The sequence below is a fragment of the Oligoflexus sp. genome (assembly GCF_035712445.1).
In the GTDB taxonomy this organism is placed as follows: Bacteria; Bdellovibrionota_B; Oligoflexia; order Oligoflexales; family Oligoflexaceae; genus Oligoflexus.
Genome location: NZ_DASTAT010000010.1, coordinates 45,316 through 62,125, shown reverse-complemented (window position 1 = coordinate 62,125; position 16,810 = coordinate 45,316). Strand labels below are relative to the sequence as shown.

Below are 16,810 nucleotides of genomic sequence, written 5' to 3'. Positions count from 1 at the left end.
CTCATGCGTTACCAAGACATTAAATGGGAAGATGAATCCGAATTCGAAGACGAAGGGAAAAAGGCCGGCAAAAAGCAGGTCGATGAACTTTCGTTTGCTGAGCTTTTGGAGCAGGAATCGGTTCCCGAAATCGAAATTCGCCGCGGTGCCCAGGTGAGCGGCGTGATCTCAGCCATCAGCGCCACCTCGGATAACGTCCTCGTCGAGCTGGATGCCCTGCATACGGCTGTGATGGATAAGAACCAGATCTTCAATGAAAAAGGTGAACAGCAGTATCACATCGGTGATCGCATCACCGCTTACGTCGTCTCCTATACGGCGGACGAAATTCAATTGAGCATGCGTCTCAGCGCTTCGAAGCAATCCTTCGAAGATTTGCTCAACGCACGTCAGATGCAATTGCCCGTCCGCGGCAAGGTCACCGGAGAAAACAAAGGTGGCTTTGAAGTGACAGTCATGGGTAAACGGGCCTTCTGTCCCGTGTCTCAGATTGATACGCGCTTTGTCACCAACAAAGCCGAATTCATGGGGCGCGAGCTTAACTTCCTGATCGAAAAGATCGAGGAGGGTGGACGCAATATCCTTGTGTCCCGCGCCAAGCTCCTGCGGAAGGAAGCCGAACTCAAGATCGCTGAACTCGAAGAGCGCAAGAACCAGGGTCAGGAGATCATCCTCGATGGTATCGTGACCGAACTGCGCGACTACGGTGCCTTCGTTGACCTCGGTGGTTTCGATGGCTTCCTGCACGTCTCGGAAATGAGCTATGCCCGCGTGAACCGCGCGTCCGACTTCCTGCAAAAAGGCGACAACGTTCGCGTGAAACTGCAGAAAATCGAAACGACAGCGGACGGCAAACGCCGCATCAGCCTCAGCATGAAGGCCATCCAGGAAGATCCCTGGGCGACCATCGGCAGCAAATACGAAATCGGCAAATCCTATTCGGGAACGGTCACACGCCTCGAAACCTTCGGTGCGTTCGTGAGTCTTGAGCCCGGTGTGGAAGGTCTCGTTCACATTTCGGAAATGTCCTGGGAAAAGCGCATTCATCATCCGAATGAAATCCTCAAAGTCGGTGACAAGGTGGATGTGCGCATCGTCGATATCCAAACGGGATCGCAGAAGCTGTCCCTGAGTCTGAAGAACATCGAGCAGGATCCCTGGGCTGCGATCGACGCGAAATTCCCCGTCGGTGCCAAGGTCAAGGGCACGGTGGAAAGCCTGAAGGGCTTTGGTGCCTTCGTCGTGCTGGCTCCCGGCGTCACGGGTCTGGTTCCGACCGAGATTCTGAAAAAAGTCCACGGCGAGTCCTATAAGAAAAAGGCTTCGCCTCCGCAGGAACTCGAAGTGGTGGTGCGGGAACTGAATGTGGCGGAACGCAAGATGCTTCTGTCCTTGCCTGAAATCAAGGATGATGCCGACGACATCCAGGCTTATCACGAATACATGCAAACGCAGCAGGACAAGGCGAAAAAGGAAACCGCCAAGACCCCACGCGGCAGCTTCGGTGATATCCTGGCAGCGAGTCTTGAAGGCAAGAAAAAGTAAACCCGAGGAACCACCATGCGTTTGGATGATTACATCCGCAACATACCTGACTTTCCGAAGCAAGGGATCTCCTTCAAGGACATCACGCCCCTTTTGAAGGATCCCAATGCGCTGCAGTACACCTATCGGGCGATCGCCAACCAGTACAAGGAAGACGAAGTCGATCTGGTGGTCGGCGCGGAGAGTCGTGGGTTTCTCTTTGGAGTGGGCGTTGCCCTTCTGATGAACAAGGGCTTCGTTCCCATTCGTAAACCGGGCAAGCTGCCCGCTGCTGTCTTCAAGGAAAGCTACGATCTGGAATACGGCACGGACACCCTGGAGATTCACCAGGACGCGATCCGTCCCGGCCAGCGCGTGCTGCTCGTCGACGACCTGCTCGCTACGGGTGGGACGGCGAAAGCTGCGATTGAGCTGGTGAAAAAGTGCGGCGGCATCATCGTCGGCTGCGCCTTCGTCATCGAGCTGACCTTCCTCACAGGTCGGCAAAAACTGTCTCCCTATCCGGTTTACAGTCTGATTCGCTACTGATTCATCCAGCCGGGTCCAGCCGGGCCCGGCGTTTTTTGCCCTTAAAAATGTGCTAAACTCTTCTTATCAACCCATGATAAGAGGCGCGCAGCTATGCTGGAATTTTCCTTGCCTGGTGGTGGTCTTTGGGGAATTACACTGACCGGATTTCTTTATGCCCTGCGGGATCGCAAGGCTCTTCCTGAGGTCATCAGTGGTGTTTCCTCGGGAAACCATGCTGGATATCTGGCCTTCAGTGACGCTGACTATCAAAAAGCCCTGGCGTGGTTTCGTACCAGCGGCGAATTCCTGAAAAGCCGTCCGATCCGCCGCTTCCTGCCGCCTTACGATATGAACGGCGACCACATCAGCAGCTTCACGCTGCCCTTCATGGTGGATAATTCCGTCCTGGTCCGCAACGGTCTTCGTCACTTCTACGTCGGTTATATTCAGACCAAAAACATGCAGTTTGTGGCCGAAGATGTCCTGCTTTACAACACCTATGAAGTCTTCCGCACCATTCTGAAATCCTCATCCATTCCCTTTATCACCAACTTCGTCCCCCACTTCGGCGGCGGCATCGACGGCGGTTTTGCGAAAAACAATTTCCCTTCGCCCGTCGATTCCCGCGAACGCTGGATGATCAGCTACGGCCTTGACCCGAATACGCCGCTCGATCGCACCATCTGGTCCCGACGCATCGTCCTCCCCCGGCCCAAAGGCAATCCCATCCTTCTGAATGAACAGCATCTGGTGGATAACTTCCATCGGGGTTATGACTTCGGAGCGACGCTCGCCGGTCTTTGAAAACGCTCTTGAATCTGTCCAGTCTCCCTCAGACCCTGTGTGGTTCTGAGATTCACTCCTCATTCTTTCGACAGATCATGAAATTCCACAATGGGAACCGGCTCTCGAACATGCTCCTGAAGGTCGAAAGCGCCACAACTCCAATGCTTCTGTAGATTTCCCCAACAGCTCCTGGAATCACCTAAATAATATCTATAGTCGGCTTCACGCGGAAATGATTGGAACTCTATGCGTTTTCCAATTCCTGAAGGGCTTGGCCCGCACTGTGCTTAATCCTGGGAAACACACTTTCATTGTTGAACTGAGCAGCCAGTTCATCCCCAGGAGGTCTTCGCGATGAGAATAAAGCACCTTGTTTTTCTAGGATTCATGCTGGCCACGGTGGCCTGCAGAGAGAACAGTCAACCCTCAACTCAGGAACTCGATGCGGCCATTGCTAAAAACGCCGAGCTTACCCGCGAGGTCGAACTCCTGAAGCTGGAAAGAGCGCGTATCAATGATGATCTTGCAGGCAACTATCGCACAACTGAGGACCTGAAGAGTCAGATCACTCAGTTGAACTCAAAAGCCGAACTCGAAACCAAAGCCTATTCGACTGAGCGTTCCGCTCAAGTCACAGCCCGGCAGCAGCTGGAAAGCGATCTGACCGTGCTCAAAGCCCAGCTGGATAGCGCGGCTCAGGCTTCGGCGACCGAAAAAGCCAATCTACAGAAAATGATCAATACGAAGCAAAGCGAACTGAATAATGTCAACACGCAGATCCGGAATCTGGAGCAGCGCGTTCAGACTCTTGAAAGCAATAACCAGGCAGCCGTTGCCAAGGTTCAAACTCAGCTCGACGCCAAGAACGCTGAGTTGAGCAAGATCAGCGCCGAACTCAATGACTCCAACAGCAGAATGCTGGAGCTGACGGCTGAAATGAAGCTGGTAAAAACCGAAAACGTCGAACTTACGAATAAGCTCAATGACGAGAAAAAGCTTCGTGTCGAGAAAGAATCCGAGGTCGCCACGCTGAATGGCAAGGTGAAAGAGCTTGAACAGAAAATGGCCGCAGCCGAGAACCCGGATCAGTTGAACAAGCTCAAGGCCGAAAAGGAAGCCGCAGACAAGCAGCTGGCGACAGCCACGGCGGATCTTGACAAGCAAAAGCAGCAAATCAAGGACCTGGAAAGCGAACGCGATGATTTGAAAGCCGACAATTCGAAATTGAACGAGGAGATCGAAAGGCTTAGAGCCGAAAATGCCCGCCTTTCCAAGCAACTGAACGAGATGACCGCCCAGAATGAACTTCTGAAAGAGCAGGCTGCTGGGTTGGAAGGTATCAAGAAAAGCCAGGCGGCCACCATTTCATCCCAGGCGGAAACAGCCCAGGGTTACCTGAAACAAATGGAAACCATGGAGAAGCTCCATCAGGCTGCCATTGACTCCTTGAAATCACAGCTCGCGGGAGAGCAGCAGACAGTCAAGGATCTGGAAACTCGTATCGCTGATTTGATAAGACAGCTCGATGCGCAGAAGGCTGCGACGGCGACGGCCCAGGCCGCCGAGAAAGCGGCCAAAGACGCTCTGGCCGCAGAACGAGCGAACGCGACTCAGCAAACCCAGTAACCGAACGATAGATCCTGCCGTCACAGGGCAGGATCTCACCTAAGGTGGCTTAGCTTGTCAATGTATAAGGGATCAAAACGAACAATGGGAAGCGCAAGGTGCAACCTGAGTTGTGCCCTTCTGCTTTTCTTTCTATTTTGCTCCCTCACTCCTCGATCAGTCCTGGCCGCCACCTACAGTGAGGCGCTGGCCGCCTATTCCGACCAAAAGTTCGCGAAATGTTACCGCATAGCCATGGACCTTGCCGACCGTCATGCAGGTGAAAATGATAAGCGGGAGGCGAAGTCACTCATACTGGCTGCCGCCTCAGCGTTGGAACTGAACAAAGAGCAGAAGGCCATTAAACTCTATCATCTCGCCAGGGAATCGGATTCCAGAGTGGATCTACCCAAGGTTGTGAAGAGCAAAAGGGTCATCAGCTTCTTCGAAGACGTCAGGCATGGGAAGACCAGCCACGCGAAAGGCAAAGGCACCATTGTCGAAGTCGTCAGCAAAAGCGCCTTCGATCACACCGATGTGGAAACGTATTATCCGCTGGGAATCAACCAGTTCCAGCAAGGCAAAACCCTATCCGGCCTTGCGTTTGGTGGTCTTCAGGTCTTTGGCCTTTACTACGCCTACCAGCAAAGCGATAAAGCGAGGCGTACCGATCGCGCCTTGATGGCGAAGACCGCGCAGGTCATCCAAACGGGAGACTACGAGACCAGTGCCTTCAGGGATTTCCGCGACGCGAGTAAAAAAGCTTCCGCAAGGTTTCGAACAGAAAGCAACCTGGCGCTTGCGACTACGCTTCTGGCCTATGGAGCCAGCATAGTGGAGATTCTCTCGAATCCCCCGACAAGGCTCAAGGTTGTTGACAATGTGGGATCGTCCGCAATGTCTCCACGCCAGCTCTTCAGCCATATCAGCCTTGGCGCGCGAGCCGACGGTCAGATGCTTCTCGGCTTGAATCTCACACTGCCTTGAATGATTCCATGTCCTGGCTTAAACAGGAAATTTAGCTCTCCATCCCGCGCATCTCCATGAACGACAGTTTTTGTCCAGGGCGCTGACACGACTCGTGCTGACCCATCCAGATATCATTTCAACTGCATGATATTACAGAACAATATTCCACAAACGAACGAGAGCACTCATGGACCATTCCCTGCAAACTTCATCACTGTCCCGACCAATCAAGGCTCACACGGAAAGGAATATAGTCGATGCACAGCATGAAATTGAGCATGATATCTCTTCTGACTTTGGCTCTGATCTCCTGTCAGGAAAGTGGAAAATCAAGCCTGGCCATGGAAAGCGCGGCAGGAAGTTTTGAATTCGTCTGTGGCAAAACCGATGTGGCTGCGCGAAGCGATGGATTCTTCGTGCGGATGGTGGCTTACACGCCGACTCCCAGCAGCAACGAAGATGATGCCGTCAGCAGCGACGTCTGTACAATCAGGGCAAATTCATCCCTTCAGGGGCTCCGCTTCACGAAGATCAACTACGGAGGCGGCATGCTGCTTCCGACCCAGGACCCCGTTCTTGAGGTGAAGCTTGATTCTCAGGAATTTCGTGAGATCCTGCCCAAGTCCATTCTCGAAATCGATAGACGGATCTATATCCAGCCTCTTGAACTTGGCTGTCCAGGACAGGCTCGCTCGGCGCAATTTTCCTTCACGTTGAAAGGCAGCGCCTCGCTCGATGAGATTGCCATCATGGGTGATGTCGTGCCCTGCAGCTGAGGGTTTGAAACCCAGCCTCACGCCCTTGAGGCTGGTTCAGCTCGCATCATACGCCTCACGGTCCACCAGGACGCGAGAATGTGCAGTACAACGAAAGCCCCAAGGATCGTCAATTCCCGAGGAAACGCTGTAATCTCCAGCCCCAGCCCATAAATCTTCCGAATCATCACAGCCGAGTGAGTCAGGGGCAGGATCTGGCTGATCACCTGCAAAGGCAGCGGCAGCGACGCAGAAGGCCATGTATATCCCGACAGTATGAAACTGGGAACCGAGAGAAACATGAGCGCCTGCGTAGCACCCAGACGATCACCGATCGCAAGGCTCACCCATGTGCCCCAGCCCAGCATCACCAGCACAAACAGCATGGAGAATAGAACAAGACTTCCAAACTGGGCCTCACTGGACACTGAACTTAAAGGAAGCACGACGCTTAAGAAAATGAAGAGCCAGAAAGAATGAATCACAAAATGCGGCAGATTCTTGCCAAGCAGGATCACCCAGAAGCGCTGGGAAAGCGACCGAAGTTCGGCCAAGGTCATCGACTCCCGCTCACCGGCCCAGCTCAGAGCCAAAGCCAAAAGAATCACCTGCTGCAAAACTGTCAAAAGCATCCCAGGCAGCATAAAATCCGCATAACTAAAACTCGGATTCCCCAAAGGCCTTATCTCCGCGCGAATAGGGCTGGCAAGAGCCTGCGCCTGCTCTTTAAACGCTCCGAGTTTACGGGCCTTATTCATCGAAAGGCCTGCGCTGAACGTCTGAACCACGCCCTGCGTCGCAGCGCTGATGGTATTGGCCACCACCATGTTGGTGGCATCACAGAAGAGAAGAACCCGGGCATCCTCGTTCCGTTTCAGGCGCTGCGAAAAATCCTTCTCAAAGACGACATAAGCGGCAATCGCTCCCGCCTTTAAAAGGGCATCAGCCTCCGACACATCGGAAAGGGTCTGCGTCACACGAACCTTTTGATGCTGATCCAGCCAGCGAATCATCCGCTGGGACAAAGCCGACTGGTCCTGCTGCACGACCGCGATCGGAACGTCCGTGACATAAGAAGGCGCATAGACTCCGCACACGATCAAGGCGTTTAAAAGAGGCGCAAGCAACATCAGGCTGCGCAGCTTTCTATTCCCAAGAATCAACCGCCACTCGCGCTGAGCGAGCGCCGCGATTTCTGTAAAAATTTCCCGCAGAGCCTTCATTTCCGCTCTCCCGGAACAAGGACCGCAGACATTCCCGGTTGAAGGGGTACCGCTGCATCCAAAGGCTTGAACGTCAGCTCAAAACTGCGAATATCCCGCGCCGCCCGATCCTCGGTCACGACTTGCGTCAGCACAGCCGGCAAAACCTGGATCCGAACCAGCTCGACTTTCAAAGCCATATCCTGAAGCGCCGGGATCACAGCCGTATAGGTCTCACCCTGGCGAAAAAGGGCGAGCCTGTCCTCGGTCACGTAAAAACTCAGGCGCGGATGCTTCTGATCCAAAAGAGTAACAAGAGGGAAACCCTGAGGCACAAGCTCCCCCGGCCTTGCGTGGATGGCATGCACTGTCCCTTCTGCCGCCGCCGACAGCTGAAGATCCTTATGATAAGCCGAAACCTCAGCCAGCCCGGTCTCCGCCTGCACGAGATTCGCTGCGGCAATCGCCTTCTGCTCGTCACGCGCTCCATTACGTCCGGCTTCCCATCGCGCCTTCGCCATTTCATACTGGGCGCGGGCGCCTTTTTCCTTGGCTATGATCTCTTCCCACTGCTGACGGGCAATGGCATCTTTTTCAAAAAGAATACCGGCCCGCTTCAGACTCTGCCTGGCGAAGTCCCACTGACTCCGGGCCATCGCTTCAGCTGCTGCGAGCTGCGATAACTCTTCTTTGCGCGTGGCATCATCAGTCATCTTCTTCTGCAGGGATGCCTGCTCCAAAGTCGCCTGGGCTCGTTCATTCCGAATCGCAATCAGATCATCATCCAGAATAACCAGGACCTGATCCGCGCTCACCCTGTCACCCAGCTCAACCTTGACCTCCTTCACGCGACTCGACAGCCGCGATGCCAGGTCGATTTCATCAAACTCCACCTGACCCTGGAGGGGTTTTTCCCTGGATTCAGGACATCCTGTCAAAAGCAAACTGACAAAGAGGGTAAGCGAAAAATATTTCATAGCGAACCTCATAAGGACGATTGATAGTGCTGGATATACAGCGCCGCGTTGCCGGTCGCCGCAAACAAACTGATAAGATAGCGGTTATAGCTTTCCAAAAGTTCAAGCCGTCTGAGCGAAAGCTTTTCCACATCGCTATAAGCATTCAGGACATCAAGCTGCGAACCATCCCCCGCACCATAACGCAGCTCGCTGATCTCCAGGGTTTCCTGCGCCGCGAGCAGGGCTTTTTCAGTCGCCTGCAGCGCGGCACGCTCGCCAGCGGCCTGGGCCCAGTATTGCTGAATCTGCAGGGGAATATCCCGCTCCGCCTGCCCTCGAATTATCTCGGCCTTCTGTTTCAAAGCCTCGGCTTTATGCCTTTCGGGAAAACCTTTCAATCCAGCGGTCAGCGTCCATTCCACGCCCACACCAATCACCCATTTGGGTTCCAGCAGAGTCAGCTGCTCCTGCAAAAGTTCATAACGACCAAAAGCATAAATGCTCGGCAAAAGACTGCCCGTCGCGGCCTGATGCAGGGCCTCGGCTTTTTCCTTCTGATGCTGAATGATTTTCCACTCGGGCCTTTGATCCCGTGCGAGGCTTTGCAGCGCTCCCGCAGCGGCCGGCATGGGCAAAAGCCTGAGCGCGTTCGTGAACTGACAGTCACCCGTGGCCTGAATCATGCCCTGCACCGCCTGACACAGGACAGCTTTCTGAGCCTCGGCCCGCACCTGCATGGCCAGAAGTTCAGCCAGGGCCGTTTCGGTTTTACGGCGCACGGACCTTGGAAGGGCCCCGCTTTCAATCAGGTTCTGTGTCAGCTGATCAATCCGTTCCAGATGACTTTTGAATTTTTGCAGGACATTCAAAAGCTCCGCAGCATACTGACTTTGAAAATAGCGCTGCAGCACAAGACTGAGCTGCACGGACTTTTCCTGAGCATACTCTGCAGCCTTGATCCCCACCTCGGCATCCCGCGCATCCTCCTGCGCCGTGATCCGACCGCCCATATAAAGAGGTTGAATCAGCTGCACCTGCGCCTTCGTCACATCCCGGTCCTGAATTGTGAAGGCTGGCGGATCAATATCAAGACGAAAGGGAGCACCATTGGGCAGCGTTCTTTGAATCGACTGGTTCGGAACATCGAGGGTGATGGCCTCGTCCGTTCGCGTATGAGTTCCTTTGAGCGTGACGCTGGGCAGATAATCCGCCCGCGCCGCGGCCTGTTCCCAGACGGCCACGGTTTCATCAGCAGCCGCGCGCTGCACGCTGCTGCTCCGCCTTTCAATCAGGCTCGGCAAATCGTCCAGGGCCAGGGGCTCACCCATGGCCGCAGTCATGCAAAAGAAAAGAGAAAATCCCAAAACGATTCTGTCCATAACTTCCTGCTCAAGACTTGGGTTCTCATGTCCGAAAAGGTAACCGATGGTCACCTTCCCTCATGGAGCAAGAAGAGGACCTGACTTTCTTTGAATCCAATCCATGGATTTCTTTAAGAAAGGCGCAGCGGGGGTCCGTAAGCGGGCTGACCACTGTCAAGGAATCTGACAGAAAGAAAGAAACTCATGACTCCGGGTTACGTTTCTGAAACCAAAAAACAAAAGCGTGGCGTCCTCAGGCAGGAAAATCTTTTGGATGCATTCCTGAGCCTCGCTGCCCAGCACGGCATTTACAATGTGAGCCTGGAGCAGATCGCCCGGCATATCGGAGTTGCCAAGGCCACCGTCTATAAGCACTTCACAAGCAAGGATGAGATCCTCGCTTTGGTTTATTTACGCTTTTATGAGCCGCTGAATCAGGCGCTTCTCGCATTTCCCGCTGATCTTGCCGTTGTCCCCCGACTCAGACGCATGACCCAGCTCTATCTGCATCATCATCTGGACGATCCTGCGGTGGGGTCCTTGATTATGGTCATCAAGCACTTCGTGGACGTCAGAAAACTGCCGCCTCCCCTGGCCGAACGCTGGACGAGCTTTCAGAAGGCCCGCATTGAACTGGCGGATGTGGTGATCAAAAGGGGTATTGAAGAACAGGTTTTCCGGCCGATAGATCCGCGCTGGATGTCCGAGGTTGGCGTCAGGATGCTCGATGGTGTCCTGACCTGCTTTTTCGAAATGTCGGCGGCGGAGAGAAAAGCCAGGCACGAGGCCCTGTCGCTGGAGGCCGAGGATATGCTGATCAAGAGTTTTATGCGGAATTAACCGGGGATGAGGGGAGGTCCCCCCATCCTATCGGTCACAAATAGGACTTAGCGTGCGCATTCCTGAGTGTCTTTCCCAATCACGGTCACACCTTTTTTCTCAGCTTCAAGGACAAAGCCGCTTTCGCAGACCTTGTTGAAACCAAAGTTGAGAACGCGAAGCTTAGGCAGACTTTCGAGGCCTTCCAAAGATTCCAAAGCATTTCCCGAAAGATTCAGATACTCCAGTGTTTCCACCTTCGCCAGGGCTTTGACATCCGTAATCTTGTTGGAACCTGCGGACAGATCGCTCAGCGCTTTGAGTTCGCTCAACGCTGTGAGGTCCGTGATCTCGTTGCCCTGCAGACGCAGAACGCGCAGAGAATTCAGACCTTTCAGAGCGTCAATCGACTCGATGGCATTGCCGCCCAGATCGAGGGTCTCGAGTTTGGTCAGACCTTCCAGGCCAGCCAGACTCTTGATCTGATTGTTACTCGCCACCAGCTCGGTGGTCTGGGGCAGATAAGCGAAGGCTTTCAGCGAAACCAGATCCTTGCCGCGGAACGAGTAGCGTGTGCGCGTGGCCAGGGCTTCTTCCAGATATTCGCAGGCGTCGGCTTCCACCGGAGTTTTCACAGAGACCAAACGAGCCAGAGCATCCAGCGTCTGACGTTCGGTTTCCACGTTCACCGCTTTTTGGCAGAATCCTGCAAAAGTCTTGGGACGCGCCTGGGCCGACGCCATCGAACATAGACTTAAACCGACCAGTGCGGAGACAAGCTTCAGTTTCATATCCTATGCTCCATAAAAGAAAAGGCCGACCAGCCGCGTGAGCGACCGATCGGAACCCAGGTGAATCAACCGCAGTTCGCGTCAACGCGAGCGGTGTCGATGTCGAATTTCACATCTTCGAACTCGATCGAGTAAGGCTTGAAGATGTTCGCGTCAACCGACTTGATTTTGGCGGTACCGAGTTTCAGAGCAGCGCGGGCGGTTGCAAGGCAACCAGCGCGGAAAGCGCGGCGACCGTTGAAGTCACTAGCGTTCACGTCGAGCAGATCAGCGGCTTCGCTGAAGTTCTGCTCGCTCTGGAGCAGGCGGTCTTCGATTTCTGGAATCAGAACGTCAAGGATGAAAAGGTCATTGGCGTTTTCTCTGACCAGAGGAGCGCACTTGGCTTTGATGCCGCCGACAGTGGCCTGTGCAGTTTGAGCGGCCTGGCTCATCAGCTTGGCTGCCGAAGGGGTGTTGGCCATCGAAGGAGCCGACATAGCGATCAGACCGAGAGCGAGAGTTACCTTCTTGAACATGCGTGTGTACCTTCTTTCAAAAGTGAACTTTAAAAAAACCATCCATCTTCTGGATGCTGAGTGAGACGTGTGAACTTCAAAAAAATTGCAACAGCTTGCTTTATTTTTCGACTTAAAGCTGGCCCTTCCACGAGCCCTTCTGCAGCTGACCGATACTGGTGCCATCGCCCCAGTTGCCATGGAACGAGCGGCCATCTGCATTCAGCGTGAACGAGAACCAGCCTGTTCCACCGTTGCTGAAGCGCCAGTATCCTTCCGCGATCGAACCGTTGTCACGATAGGTGACGGAATAAAAAGAACCGCTTTGACCCGAGGATGTCTGGTAGGACCCATTATCCCCATTGAGTTCCGTGGATCCCTTCACCCATTGTCCGTTCGGAGTCGAATACTCCGAACGAAACTTTTTTCCATGCCAAGGGCTACCTCCACCGAAAATTCTTTTGCGGCAGCCGACATCCTGGATCGCATCCTTGATATCGTCCTTGATTTCTTCCAGAAGGTCCGAATAAACGGTCAGCTCCGCGTTGCGACGGACGAGGCGCTTGCCATCCTTCACAAAATCCAGAGCCTCACGCAATTTCTTGCAGCCCTGGCGCAGACAGTCCTGGCCGAATTCCCCGGGCAGGTTCTCAGCGGCCTTGCCGAAAAGATCGCCTGCATCCAAAAGCAGTCGTTCCACCTTGGGCAGTATTTCGTTCAGGAGCTTATTTTCCTGAGGGGAAAGGACCGAGGCATTCAAAGAAGCCATTCCCACCTTGGTCTGCTGAAGTTTGGCTGCGATGCTGAATGTTCTTTCTTTCAGCTGGTTGGCCATTTCCGGCGTCAGATCCTGTGCCATGGCGCTTGCCGATAAGCCGGCCAGACTTAGAAGTACGAAGAGAAGGCGAAAGAGGCGTTTCATGATGAACGATCCTTACAGTTTTGGTTATCACGACCGATAATTTTGATGTCCTTGCTCGCAAATCCGTCGAAGGACTTGGGCGAGCAGACCACATTGAACGAAAGGTTCAGCACCTGAAGATTCTTCAGACTCTTCAAAGCTTCGGAGCTTTCGATCCTGTTGCTGGCCAGGGACAGATAGTTTAGTTTTTGCAGGGACCCGAGGCCCTCGATATCCCGCAGCTTGTTATAGGCCAGGGAAAGCTTTTCAAGCTGCGGCATGCCTAACAGCGGCTTGATGTCCTTGACTTCATTCTTGGCAAGGCGCAGCTGGTTCAGTTTTTTCAGCGCCGGGAGTGCGCTAACGTCCTCGATGAGGTTGTTTCCCAGGTCCAAAAGCTCAAGATTCTTCAATCGTTCGATGCCCGCGATGGACTTGATCTGATTGTTGCTGGCCAGAAGCTGAGTCACACTTTCCAAGGCGAAAACGGGCGTCAGATCCTGGACCGATTCGTTGCGAAGGTCGATGACCTGGGCTTTTTTCAAAGCGGTTTCAAGCTTTTGGCAATGCTCCAGGTCATTCTTCCATTCCAGGTCCACAAGAGTGGCCAGAGCCTTGTAAGTGTTCCAGCTGGCGGCAGCGGCTTCGGTTTTTTTACAGCTTTCAACCCAGGCTGACGACGGTTGCGCCGCGGCAGCCGCGAGCAGGATCGAGGTAACAAGACCCATGGTGGACCCCTCTTCAAGGTGAATTAACGGCAGTTGCTCACAGCCAGAGCGTCTTCGATGTCGGCAAGGACTGAGCTGAAGTCATCGGTGGTGAAGTTCAGGCTATACTTGGCTTTGCCCTGGGCGACTGCGACCTGGCGTTGCGCACGCAAAGTCTCGGCGCAGCCCTGATAGAAAATCGTCACGCCTTCATTCGAGGGCAGCTTCAGAGCCGCGTCACCCAGCTTCAGACCAGCGTTGACCAGGTAGTTTTCGATGCGAGGAAGTTGTTTTTCGAGAATCTCTTTGTCATAAGCATTGGCGGTTGTACCCAAGTCAACAACTACGGCCTGGCCCTGGTAGCTGATACCGGGAACGCCTTGGAATTTGAATTTCAAAGCCGACAGGGTGTCTTTGGCGCCCGTGACAACACCCTGAAGTTGTTCTGCATCCGTGCTTTCAGGACCCGCAGCCAGTGCGCTCGTCGATGCCAGAACTGCAGTGAGCGACAAAGCAAGTACTCGTTTGAACATAGGTTTACTCCGTTTCCATTTCATAAATTTATATTTTTGGAATCACCGAACGCGAAGGTAGACGAAGATGAAAAAGTTTTATTGCAAGTCGCAGCAAAATTTTCTCAATAATCTCAAATATGTACGTAATATGTGCGCTAGTCGAATTATGGTAAGGCGGGGTATCGGATGTGAATACCCATGTCGGTATTCACATTGTGAAGGGAACTATTCAGCGGGCATGTACTCGCGCATCAGCACCCTTTTATCTTCAGGAATAGGCACACTCTGATTCCTGTCAAAGTCAAACCAGACGAGAACAGCTTTGGCGACGGCTACGGTGTGCTGCTGCGTTTTGATTTCATAGCGCTGATGAAAACTTTTCTCGCCGATATGCGAGATGAAGCCTTCCACATAAATGCGATCATGCAGGTGAGCCTGTTTCAGATAATCCATCTCTGTGCGCGCGAGGATAATGGGAACTCTCTGTCCCTTGGCAAAGACGCCACACCCGAGACCATCGTCCAGCCATTGGGTGCGGCACATCTCGATATAGGAATGATAGACAGCATTGTTGATATGCCCAAGCCCATCTATATCCCGAAAACGAACCTGGATATCACAGCGGTAGCGTTTAAAGTCCATAACGTCTCCGTAACCACCTAAAATTGCTTACAAATAAAACTAAGCCATATATGCATATTTAGCTTGCTAACTGGAATCAACTAGTCTAAATTCCCGTATCCATTGAGGAGAGCCTCATGCGTGTTCGGACCGTCTTGAAATACCTAAGCACCTTGATCTTCAGCCAAATTTTGACATCGGGGTGCACCCTTTCCAATCGGGTGGAGGATATCAAAGTCCTCTGTGGCCTCAAAGATGTGAATCCAGAGATCGAATACGTCCGCCTGCTCAGCCCAGGTCTGGCGCCGCTTTCCGAGCAGGATCGCGCCAGTACAACCGCCGAGTTTATTCATAGAGATGGACGCGTCGAGGCCTTAACGCTGACCTATGCGGGCTGCCTTGCCTTGCCCAAGGCGGATGGACGGCTGTCCGTGCGGGTGATCTCGGTGCGTGAATGGGTGGCTTTTGAAGACGGATTGAAAGCTGAAGGCGAGGCGACTGTCCGGGATCTGACGTTGAGTGAACGCGGTCTCATCAAACTGGAATGGCCCTGTCCCGAACAGGGATTTTTGGCCAATGACGAGCTGGCGCCAAGACTCGATATCAAAGAGGCCGTCGGCAATCTGCAGAATCTTCAGCTGCAGCTGACCGTGACCGATAAAAACGGCCGCGATTTGGGCAGCCTCTTTTCCAAGGATTTTGGCCAGAAGGCTCTTGATCTTCCCGGCCGGCTCTCTTTGGAAGCCCTGCAGGAAGGTGAATACACGCTGAATCTGAATATTCAGGACAGCTTCTTCGGCAACAGCGCCAAAGCCAAACTCGTGGCTTCGCAGTGTCCGCTTCAGGTCAAGCGCAGCTGCGCGAGTGCCGGTGAAAGCTTCGACCCCGAAACGGTGAGCTGCAAACCGATTCTTTGCGAGAATAAATATCGCGTCGGTGAATTCTGGAACGATACTCTCTCCAATAAAAAAGGCAGCGCTCTTTTCACCTGCCAATTGCAGGCCGGTGCTCCTGTCAAAGTCGCAACGGATGCCAGCTGCGATGCCGGTTATTTTGAATCCCGCGCCTCCTGCATCGGCGCCACTCAAGTGGCCGCTGGTCTGAATCATAGCTGTGCCGTCCTGGAAAATGGTGACGTCAGCTGCTGGGGTTACAATGTCTTCGATACCCTGGGACCGAGTGAAGCCGTGGGCAGCTCAGGTAAAGCACTGGGTCCTCAGCCGCCGCTCGCCCTGTCTGAAGCGGCCGTCTCCGTCGCTGTCAGCAGCGTCTCCTCCTGTGCGCTTCTCAGTTCCGGCCGCGTGCAGTGCTGGGGCTATCTGCCGAAGACCGTCGATGCCGATGGTTTTGTTCAGTATGAAGTCCAGGGTCAACCGCAATTTGTTCGGAACGCGGATGGCACGGATCTGCATAGCGTGAAGTTCCTTACTGTTGGTGGTGGTCCTGATCACGACACCTACTGCGTTGTGAATGATCAGAAAGAGGCCCTGTGCTGGGGCAAGGATCTTTTGAGCCGCCGTCAAACTCTGCAGTTTGGCAACTGGCTTTATCCCAATCGCATATTCGCAGACAAGAAAATCGAGCAGCTCGCCGTTTCGGATCGTGAGATCTGTGGACTTGATATCAATGGTTCGGTCTTCTGTCAGGGTTCGGCTCTGGGTTCTGACCTTGCCGCCATCACAGCGGAAAATGTGGCTGAAGTGATCCCGGTGGTACTGCCCGCACCGGCCCGTTCCATCAGCTCGCAGTCGATAGGCAAGTGTGCGCTGCTGGTCGATGACCGACTTTACTGCTGGGGTTTGAAAACCGATCGCATGCAGAATCTCGAATGGAACTTCGCTCATGGCGTACCGGACATACCGCGGGTGATGACGATCGCCGAAGAGAATAAAAAATTCTTTGAAGTGACCCAGGAAGTGGGTTTGAACGGTGAAATTCAGTGCGTGCTGAAGAAAGATGGTCAGCCCATCTGTCAGCTCGGCCCGAACGCCTATGAAAATGAGCGCGTGAACAACGTGTTCATCAACACCCGCCCCCCGCGCCTTCAGGTGAAAGATATTCAGAATGCGGACGGCGGCGTCCTTCGTGATATTAAGTCCATGGGCGTTGGTTTTTGGCACGGCTGTGGCGTGCATAGCAATGGCCAGGTTTCCTGCTGGGGTAATAATCAGTTCGGCCGCCTGGGTAATGGCACAGTCGGTGGTTCGGGTCTTGGTGAAGGGATTCCGGATGAAATCAACGCCACTCTTATTCAAGCACCCTGAGGA

The 16,810-nt window shown here is 53.7% G+C and carries 17 protein-coding genes; 8 read left to right on the top strand and 9 right to left on the bottom strand.

What is annotated here, in order from left to right; genetic code table 11:
• Nucleotides 1–3 precede the first annotated feature (3 nt).
• From VFO10_RS01375 to VFO10_RS01350, 6 genes are all read left to right on the top strand, one after another.
• Nucleotides 4–1,545 carry a S1 RNA-binding domain-containing protein gene (locus VFO10_RS01375; RefSeq protein WP_325136870.1) on the top strand — a complete coding sequence of 514 codons (1,542 nt, stop codon included), beginning with the start codon at nt 4–6 and terminating at the stop codon, nt 1,543–1,545.
• A 15-nt stretch (nt 1,546–1,560) separates the two neighbouring features.
• Nucleotides 1,561–2,073, top strand: coding sequence for an adenine phosphoribosyltransferase (locus VFO10_RS01370; RefSeq protein ID WP_325136869.1), 513 nt, complete (start codon nt 1,561–1,563; stop codon nt 2,071–2,073).
• A gap of 93 nt (nt 2,074–2,166) precedes the next feature.
• Nucleotides 2,167–2,859, top strand: coding sequence for a patatin-like phospholipase family protein (locus VFO10_RS01365; RefSeq protein ID WP_325136868.1), 693 nt, complete (start codon nt 2,167–2,169; stop codon nt 2,857–2,859).
• 336 nt (nt 2,860–3,195) lie between these two features.
• On the top strand, nt 3,196–4,467 hold the full coding sequence (locus VFO10_RS01360; RefSeq protein WP_325136867.1) for a hypothetical protein: 1,272 nt from the start codon (nt 3,196–3,198) through the stop codon (nt 4,465–4,467).
• 84 nt (nt 4,468–4,551) lie between these two features.
• Nucleotides 4,552–5,433 carry a hypothetical protein gene (locus VFO10_RS01355; protein WP_325136866.1) on the top strand — a complete coding sequence of 294 codons (882 nt, stop codon included), beginning with the start codon at nt 4,552–4,554 and terminating at the stop codon, nt 5,431–5,433.
• Between the two features lie 239 nt (nt 5,434–5,672).
• Complete coding sequence (locus VFO10_RS01350; protein ID WP_325136865.1) at nt 5,673–6,191, top strand: hypothetical protein; 519 nt, start codon at nt 5,673–5,675, stop codon at nt 6,189–6,191.
• 17 nt (nt 6,192–6,208) lie between these two features.
• Here the strand turns inward: VFO10_RS01350 and VFO10_RS01345 are convergent, their stop codons facing one another.
• Genes VFO10_RS01345 through VFO10_RS01335 form a run of 3 tightly spaced genes read right to left on the bottom strand, consistent with a single transcriptional unit; the run spans nt 6,209 to nt 9,710 of the window.
• On the bottom strand, nt 6,209–7,393 hold the full coding sequence (locus VFO10_RS01345; protein WP_325136864.1) for an ABC transporter permease: 1,185 nt from the start codon (nt 7,391–7,393) through the stop codon (nt 6,209–6,211).
• A complete protein-coding gene (locus tag VFO10_RS01340; protein WP_325136863.1) occupies nt 7,390–8,349 on the bottom strand; it encodes an HlyD family secretion protein in 960 nt (319 codons plus the stop codon). The genes VFO10_RS01345 and VFO10_RS01340 overlap by 4 nt, the downstream gene beginning before the upstream one ends.
• Nucleotides 8,350–8,357: 8 nt before the next feature.
• Nucleotides 8,358–9,710 (bottom strand): TolC family protein, encoded by a 1,353-nt coding sequence (locus tag VFO10_RS01335; protein WP_325136862.1) that lies wholly within the window; start codon nt 9,708–9,710, stop codon nt 8,358–8,360.
• A gap of 186 nt (nt 9,711–9,896) precedes the next feature.
• On the opposite strand from VFO10_RS01335, the gene VFO10_RS01330 reads away from it, so the two are divergent.
• Nucleotides 9,897–10,532 (top strand): TetR/AcrR family transcriptional regulator, encoded by a 636-nt coding sequence (locus tag VFO10_RS01330; protein WP_325136861.1) that lies wholly within the window; start codon nt 9,897–9,899, stop codon nt 10,530–10,532.
• A 47-nt stretch (nt 10,533–10,579) separates the two neighbouring features.
• On the opposite strand, the gene VFO10_RS01325 is transcribed toward VFO10_RS01330, so the two are convergent.
• The 6 genes from VFO10_RS01325 to VFO10_RS01300 form a co-directional block, all read right to left on the bottom strand.
• Nucleotides 10,580–11,302 carry a leucine-rich repeat domain-containing protein gene (locus tag VFO10_RS01325; protein ID WP_325136860.1) on the bottom strand — a complete coding sequence of 241 codons (723 nt, stop codon included), beginning with the start codon at nt 11,300–11,302 and terminating at the stop codon, nt 10,580–10,582.
• Between the two features lie 65 nt (nt 11,303–11,367).
• A complete protein-coding gene (locus tag VFO10_RS01320) occupies nt 11,368–11,820 on the bottom strand; it encodes a hypothetical protein (RefSeq protein WP_325136859.1) in 453 nt (150 codons plus the stop codon).
• Between the two features lie 112 nt (nt 11,821–11,932).
• Nucleotides 11,933–12,721, bottom strand: coding sequence for a hypothetical protein (locus VFO10_RS01315; RefSeq protein WP_325136858.1), 789 nt, complete (start codon nt 12,719–12,721; stop codon nt 11,933–11,935).
• Entirely contained in the window at nt 12,718–13,428 is a 711-nt protein-coding gene (locus VFO10_RS01310; protein ID WP_325136857.1) for a leucine-rich repeat domain-containing protein, read from the bottom strand. The genes VFO10_RS01315 and VFO10_RS01310 overlap by 4 nt, the downstream gene beginning before the upstream one ends.
• Nucleotides 13,429–13,451: 23 nt before the next feature.
• Entirely contained in the window at nt 13,452–13,940 is a 489-nt protein-coding gene (locus tag VFO10_RS01305) for a hypothetical protein (protein WP_325136856.1), read from the bottom strand.
• 207 nt (nt 13,941–14,147) lie between these two features.
• Entirely contained in the window at nt 14,148–14,564 is a 417-nt protein-coding gene (locus VFO10_RS01300; RefSeq protein ID WP_325136855.1) for a thioesterase family protein, read from the bottom strand.
• A gap of 116 nt (nt 14,565–14,680) precedes the next feature.
• Between VFO10_RS01300 and VFO10_RS01295 the strand changes: the two genes are divergently transcribed.
• Complete coding sequence (locus tag VFO10_RS01295) at nt 14,681–16,807, top strand: hypothetical protein (RefSeq protein WP_325136854.1); 2,127 nt, start codon at nt 14,681–14,683, stop codon at nt 16,805–16,807.
• The last annotated feature ends 3 nt before the right edge of the window (nt 16,808–16,810 follow it).

Excerpts from the sequence above, each read along its gene's own strand:
- VFO10_RS01375 (WP_325136870.1), top strand. The coding sequence starts at position 4 with ATGCGTTACCAAGACATTAAATGGGAAGATGAATCCGAATTCGAAGAC.
- VFO10_RS01370 (WP_325136869.1), top strand. The coding sequence starts at position 1,561 with ATGCGTTTGGATGATTACATCCGCAACATACCTGACTTTCCGAAGCAA.
- VFO10_RS01365 (WP_325136868.1), top strand. The coding sequence starts at position 2,167 with ATGCTGGAATTTTCCTTGCCTGGTGGTGGTCTTTGGGGAATTACACTG.
- VFO10_RS01360 (WP_325136867.1), top strand. The coding sequence starts at position 3,196 with ATGAGAATAAAGCACCTTGTTTTTCTAGGATTCATGCTGGCCACGGTG.
- VFO10_RS01355 (WP_325136866.1), top strand. The coding sequence starts at position 4,552 with ATGGGAAGCGCAAGGTGCAACCTGAGTTGTGCCCTTCTGCTTTTCTTT.
- VFO10_RS01350 (WP_325136865.1), top strand. The coding sequence starts at position 5,673 with ATGCACAGCATGAAATTGAGCATGATATCTCTTCTGACTTTGGCTCTG.
- VFO10_RS01345 (WP_325136864.1), bottom strand. The coding sequence starts at position 7,393 with ATGAAGGCTCTGCGGGAAATTTTTACAGAAATCGCGGCGCTCGCTCAG.
- VFO10_RS01340 (WP_325136863.1), bottom strand. The coding sequence starts at position 8,349 with ATGAAATATTTTTCGCTTACCCTCTTTGTCAGTTTGCTTTTGACAGGA.
- VFO10_RS01335 (WP_325136862.1), bottom strand. The coding sequence starts at position 9,710 with ATGGACAGAATCGTTTTGGGATTTTCTCTTTTCTTTTGCATGACTGCG.
- VFO10_RS01330 (WP_325136861.1), top strand. The coding sequence starts at position 9,897 with ATGACTCCGGGTTACGTTTCTGAAACCAAAAAACAAAAGCGTGGCGTC.
- VFO10_RS01325 (WP_325136860.1), bottom strand. The coding sequence starts at position 11,302 with ATGAAACTGAAGCTTGTCTCCGCACTGGTCGGTTTAAGTCTATGTTCG.
- VFO10_RS01320 (WP_325136859.1), bottom strand. The coding sequence starts at position 11,820 with ATGTTCAAGAAGGTAACTCTCGCTCTCGGTCTGATCGCTATGTCGGCT.
- VFO10_RS01315 (WP_325136858.1), bottom strand. The coding sequence starts at position 12,721 with ATGAAACGCCTCTTTCGCCTTCTCTTCGTACTTCTAAGTCTGGCCGGC.
- VFO10_RS01310 (WP_325136857.1), bottom strand. The coding sequence starts at position 13,428 with ATGGGTCTTGTTACCTCGATCCTGCTCGCGGCTGCCGCGGCGCAACCG.
- VFO10_RS01305 (WP_325136856.1), bottom strand. The coding sequence starts at position 13,940 with ATGTTCAAACGAGTACTTGCTTTGTCGCTCACTGCAGTTCTGGCATCG.
- VFO10_RS01300 (WP_325136855.1), bottom strand. The coding sequence starts at position 14,564 with ATGGACTTTAAACGCTACCGCTGTGATATCCAGGTTCGTTTTCGGGAT.
- VFO10_RS01295 (WP_325136854.1), top strand. The coding sequence starts at position 14,681 with ATGCGTGTTCGGACCGTCTTGAAATACCTAAGCACCTTGATCTTCAGC.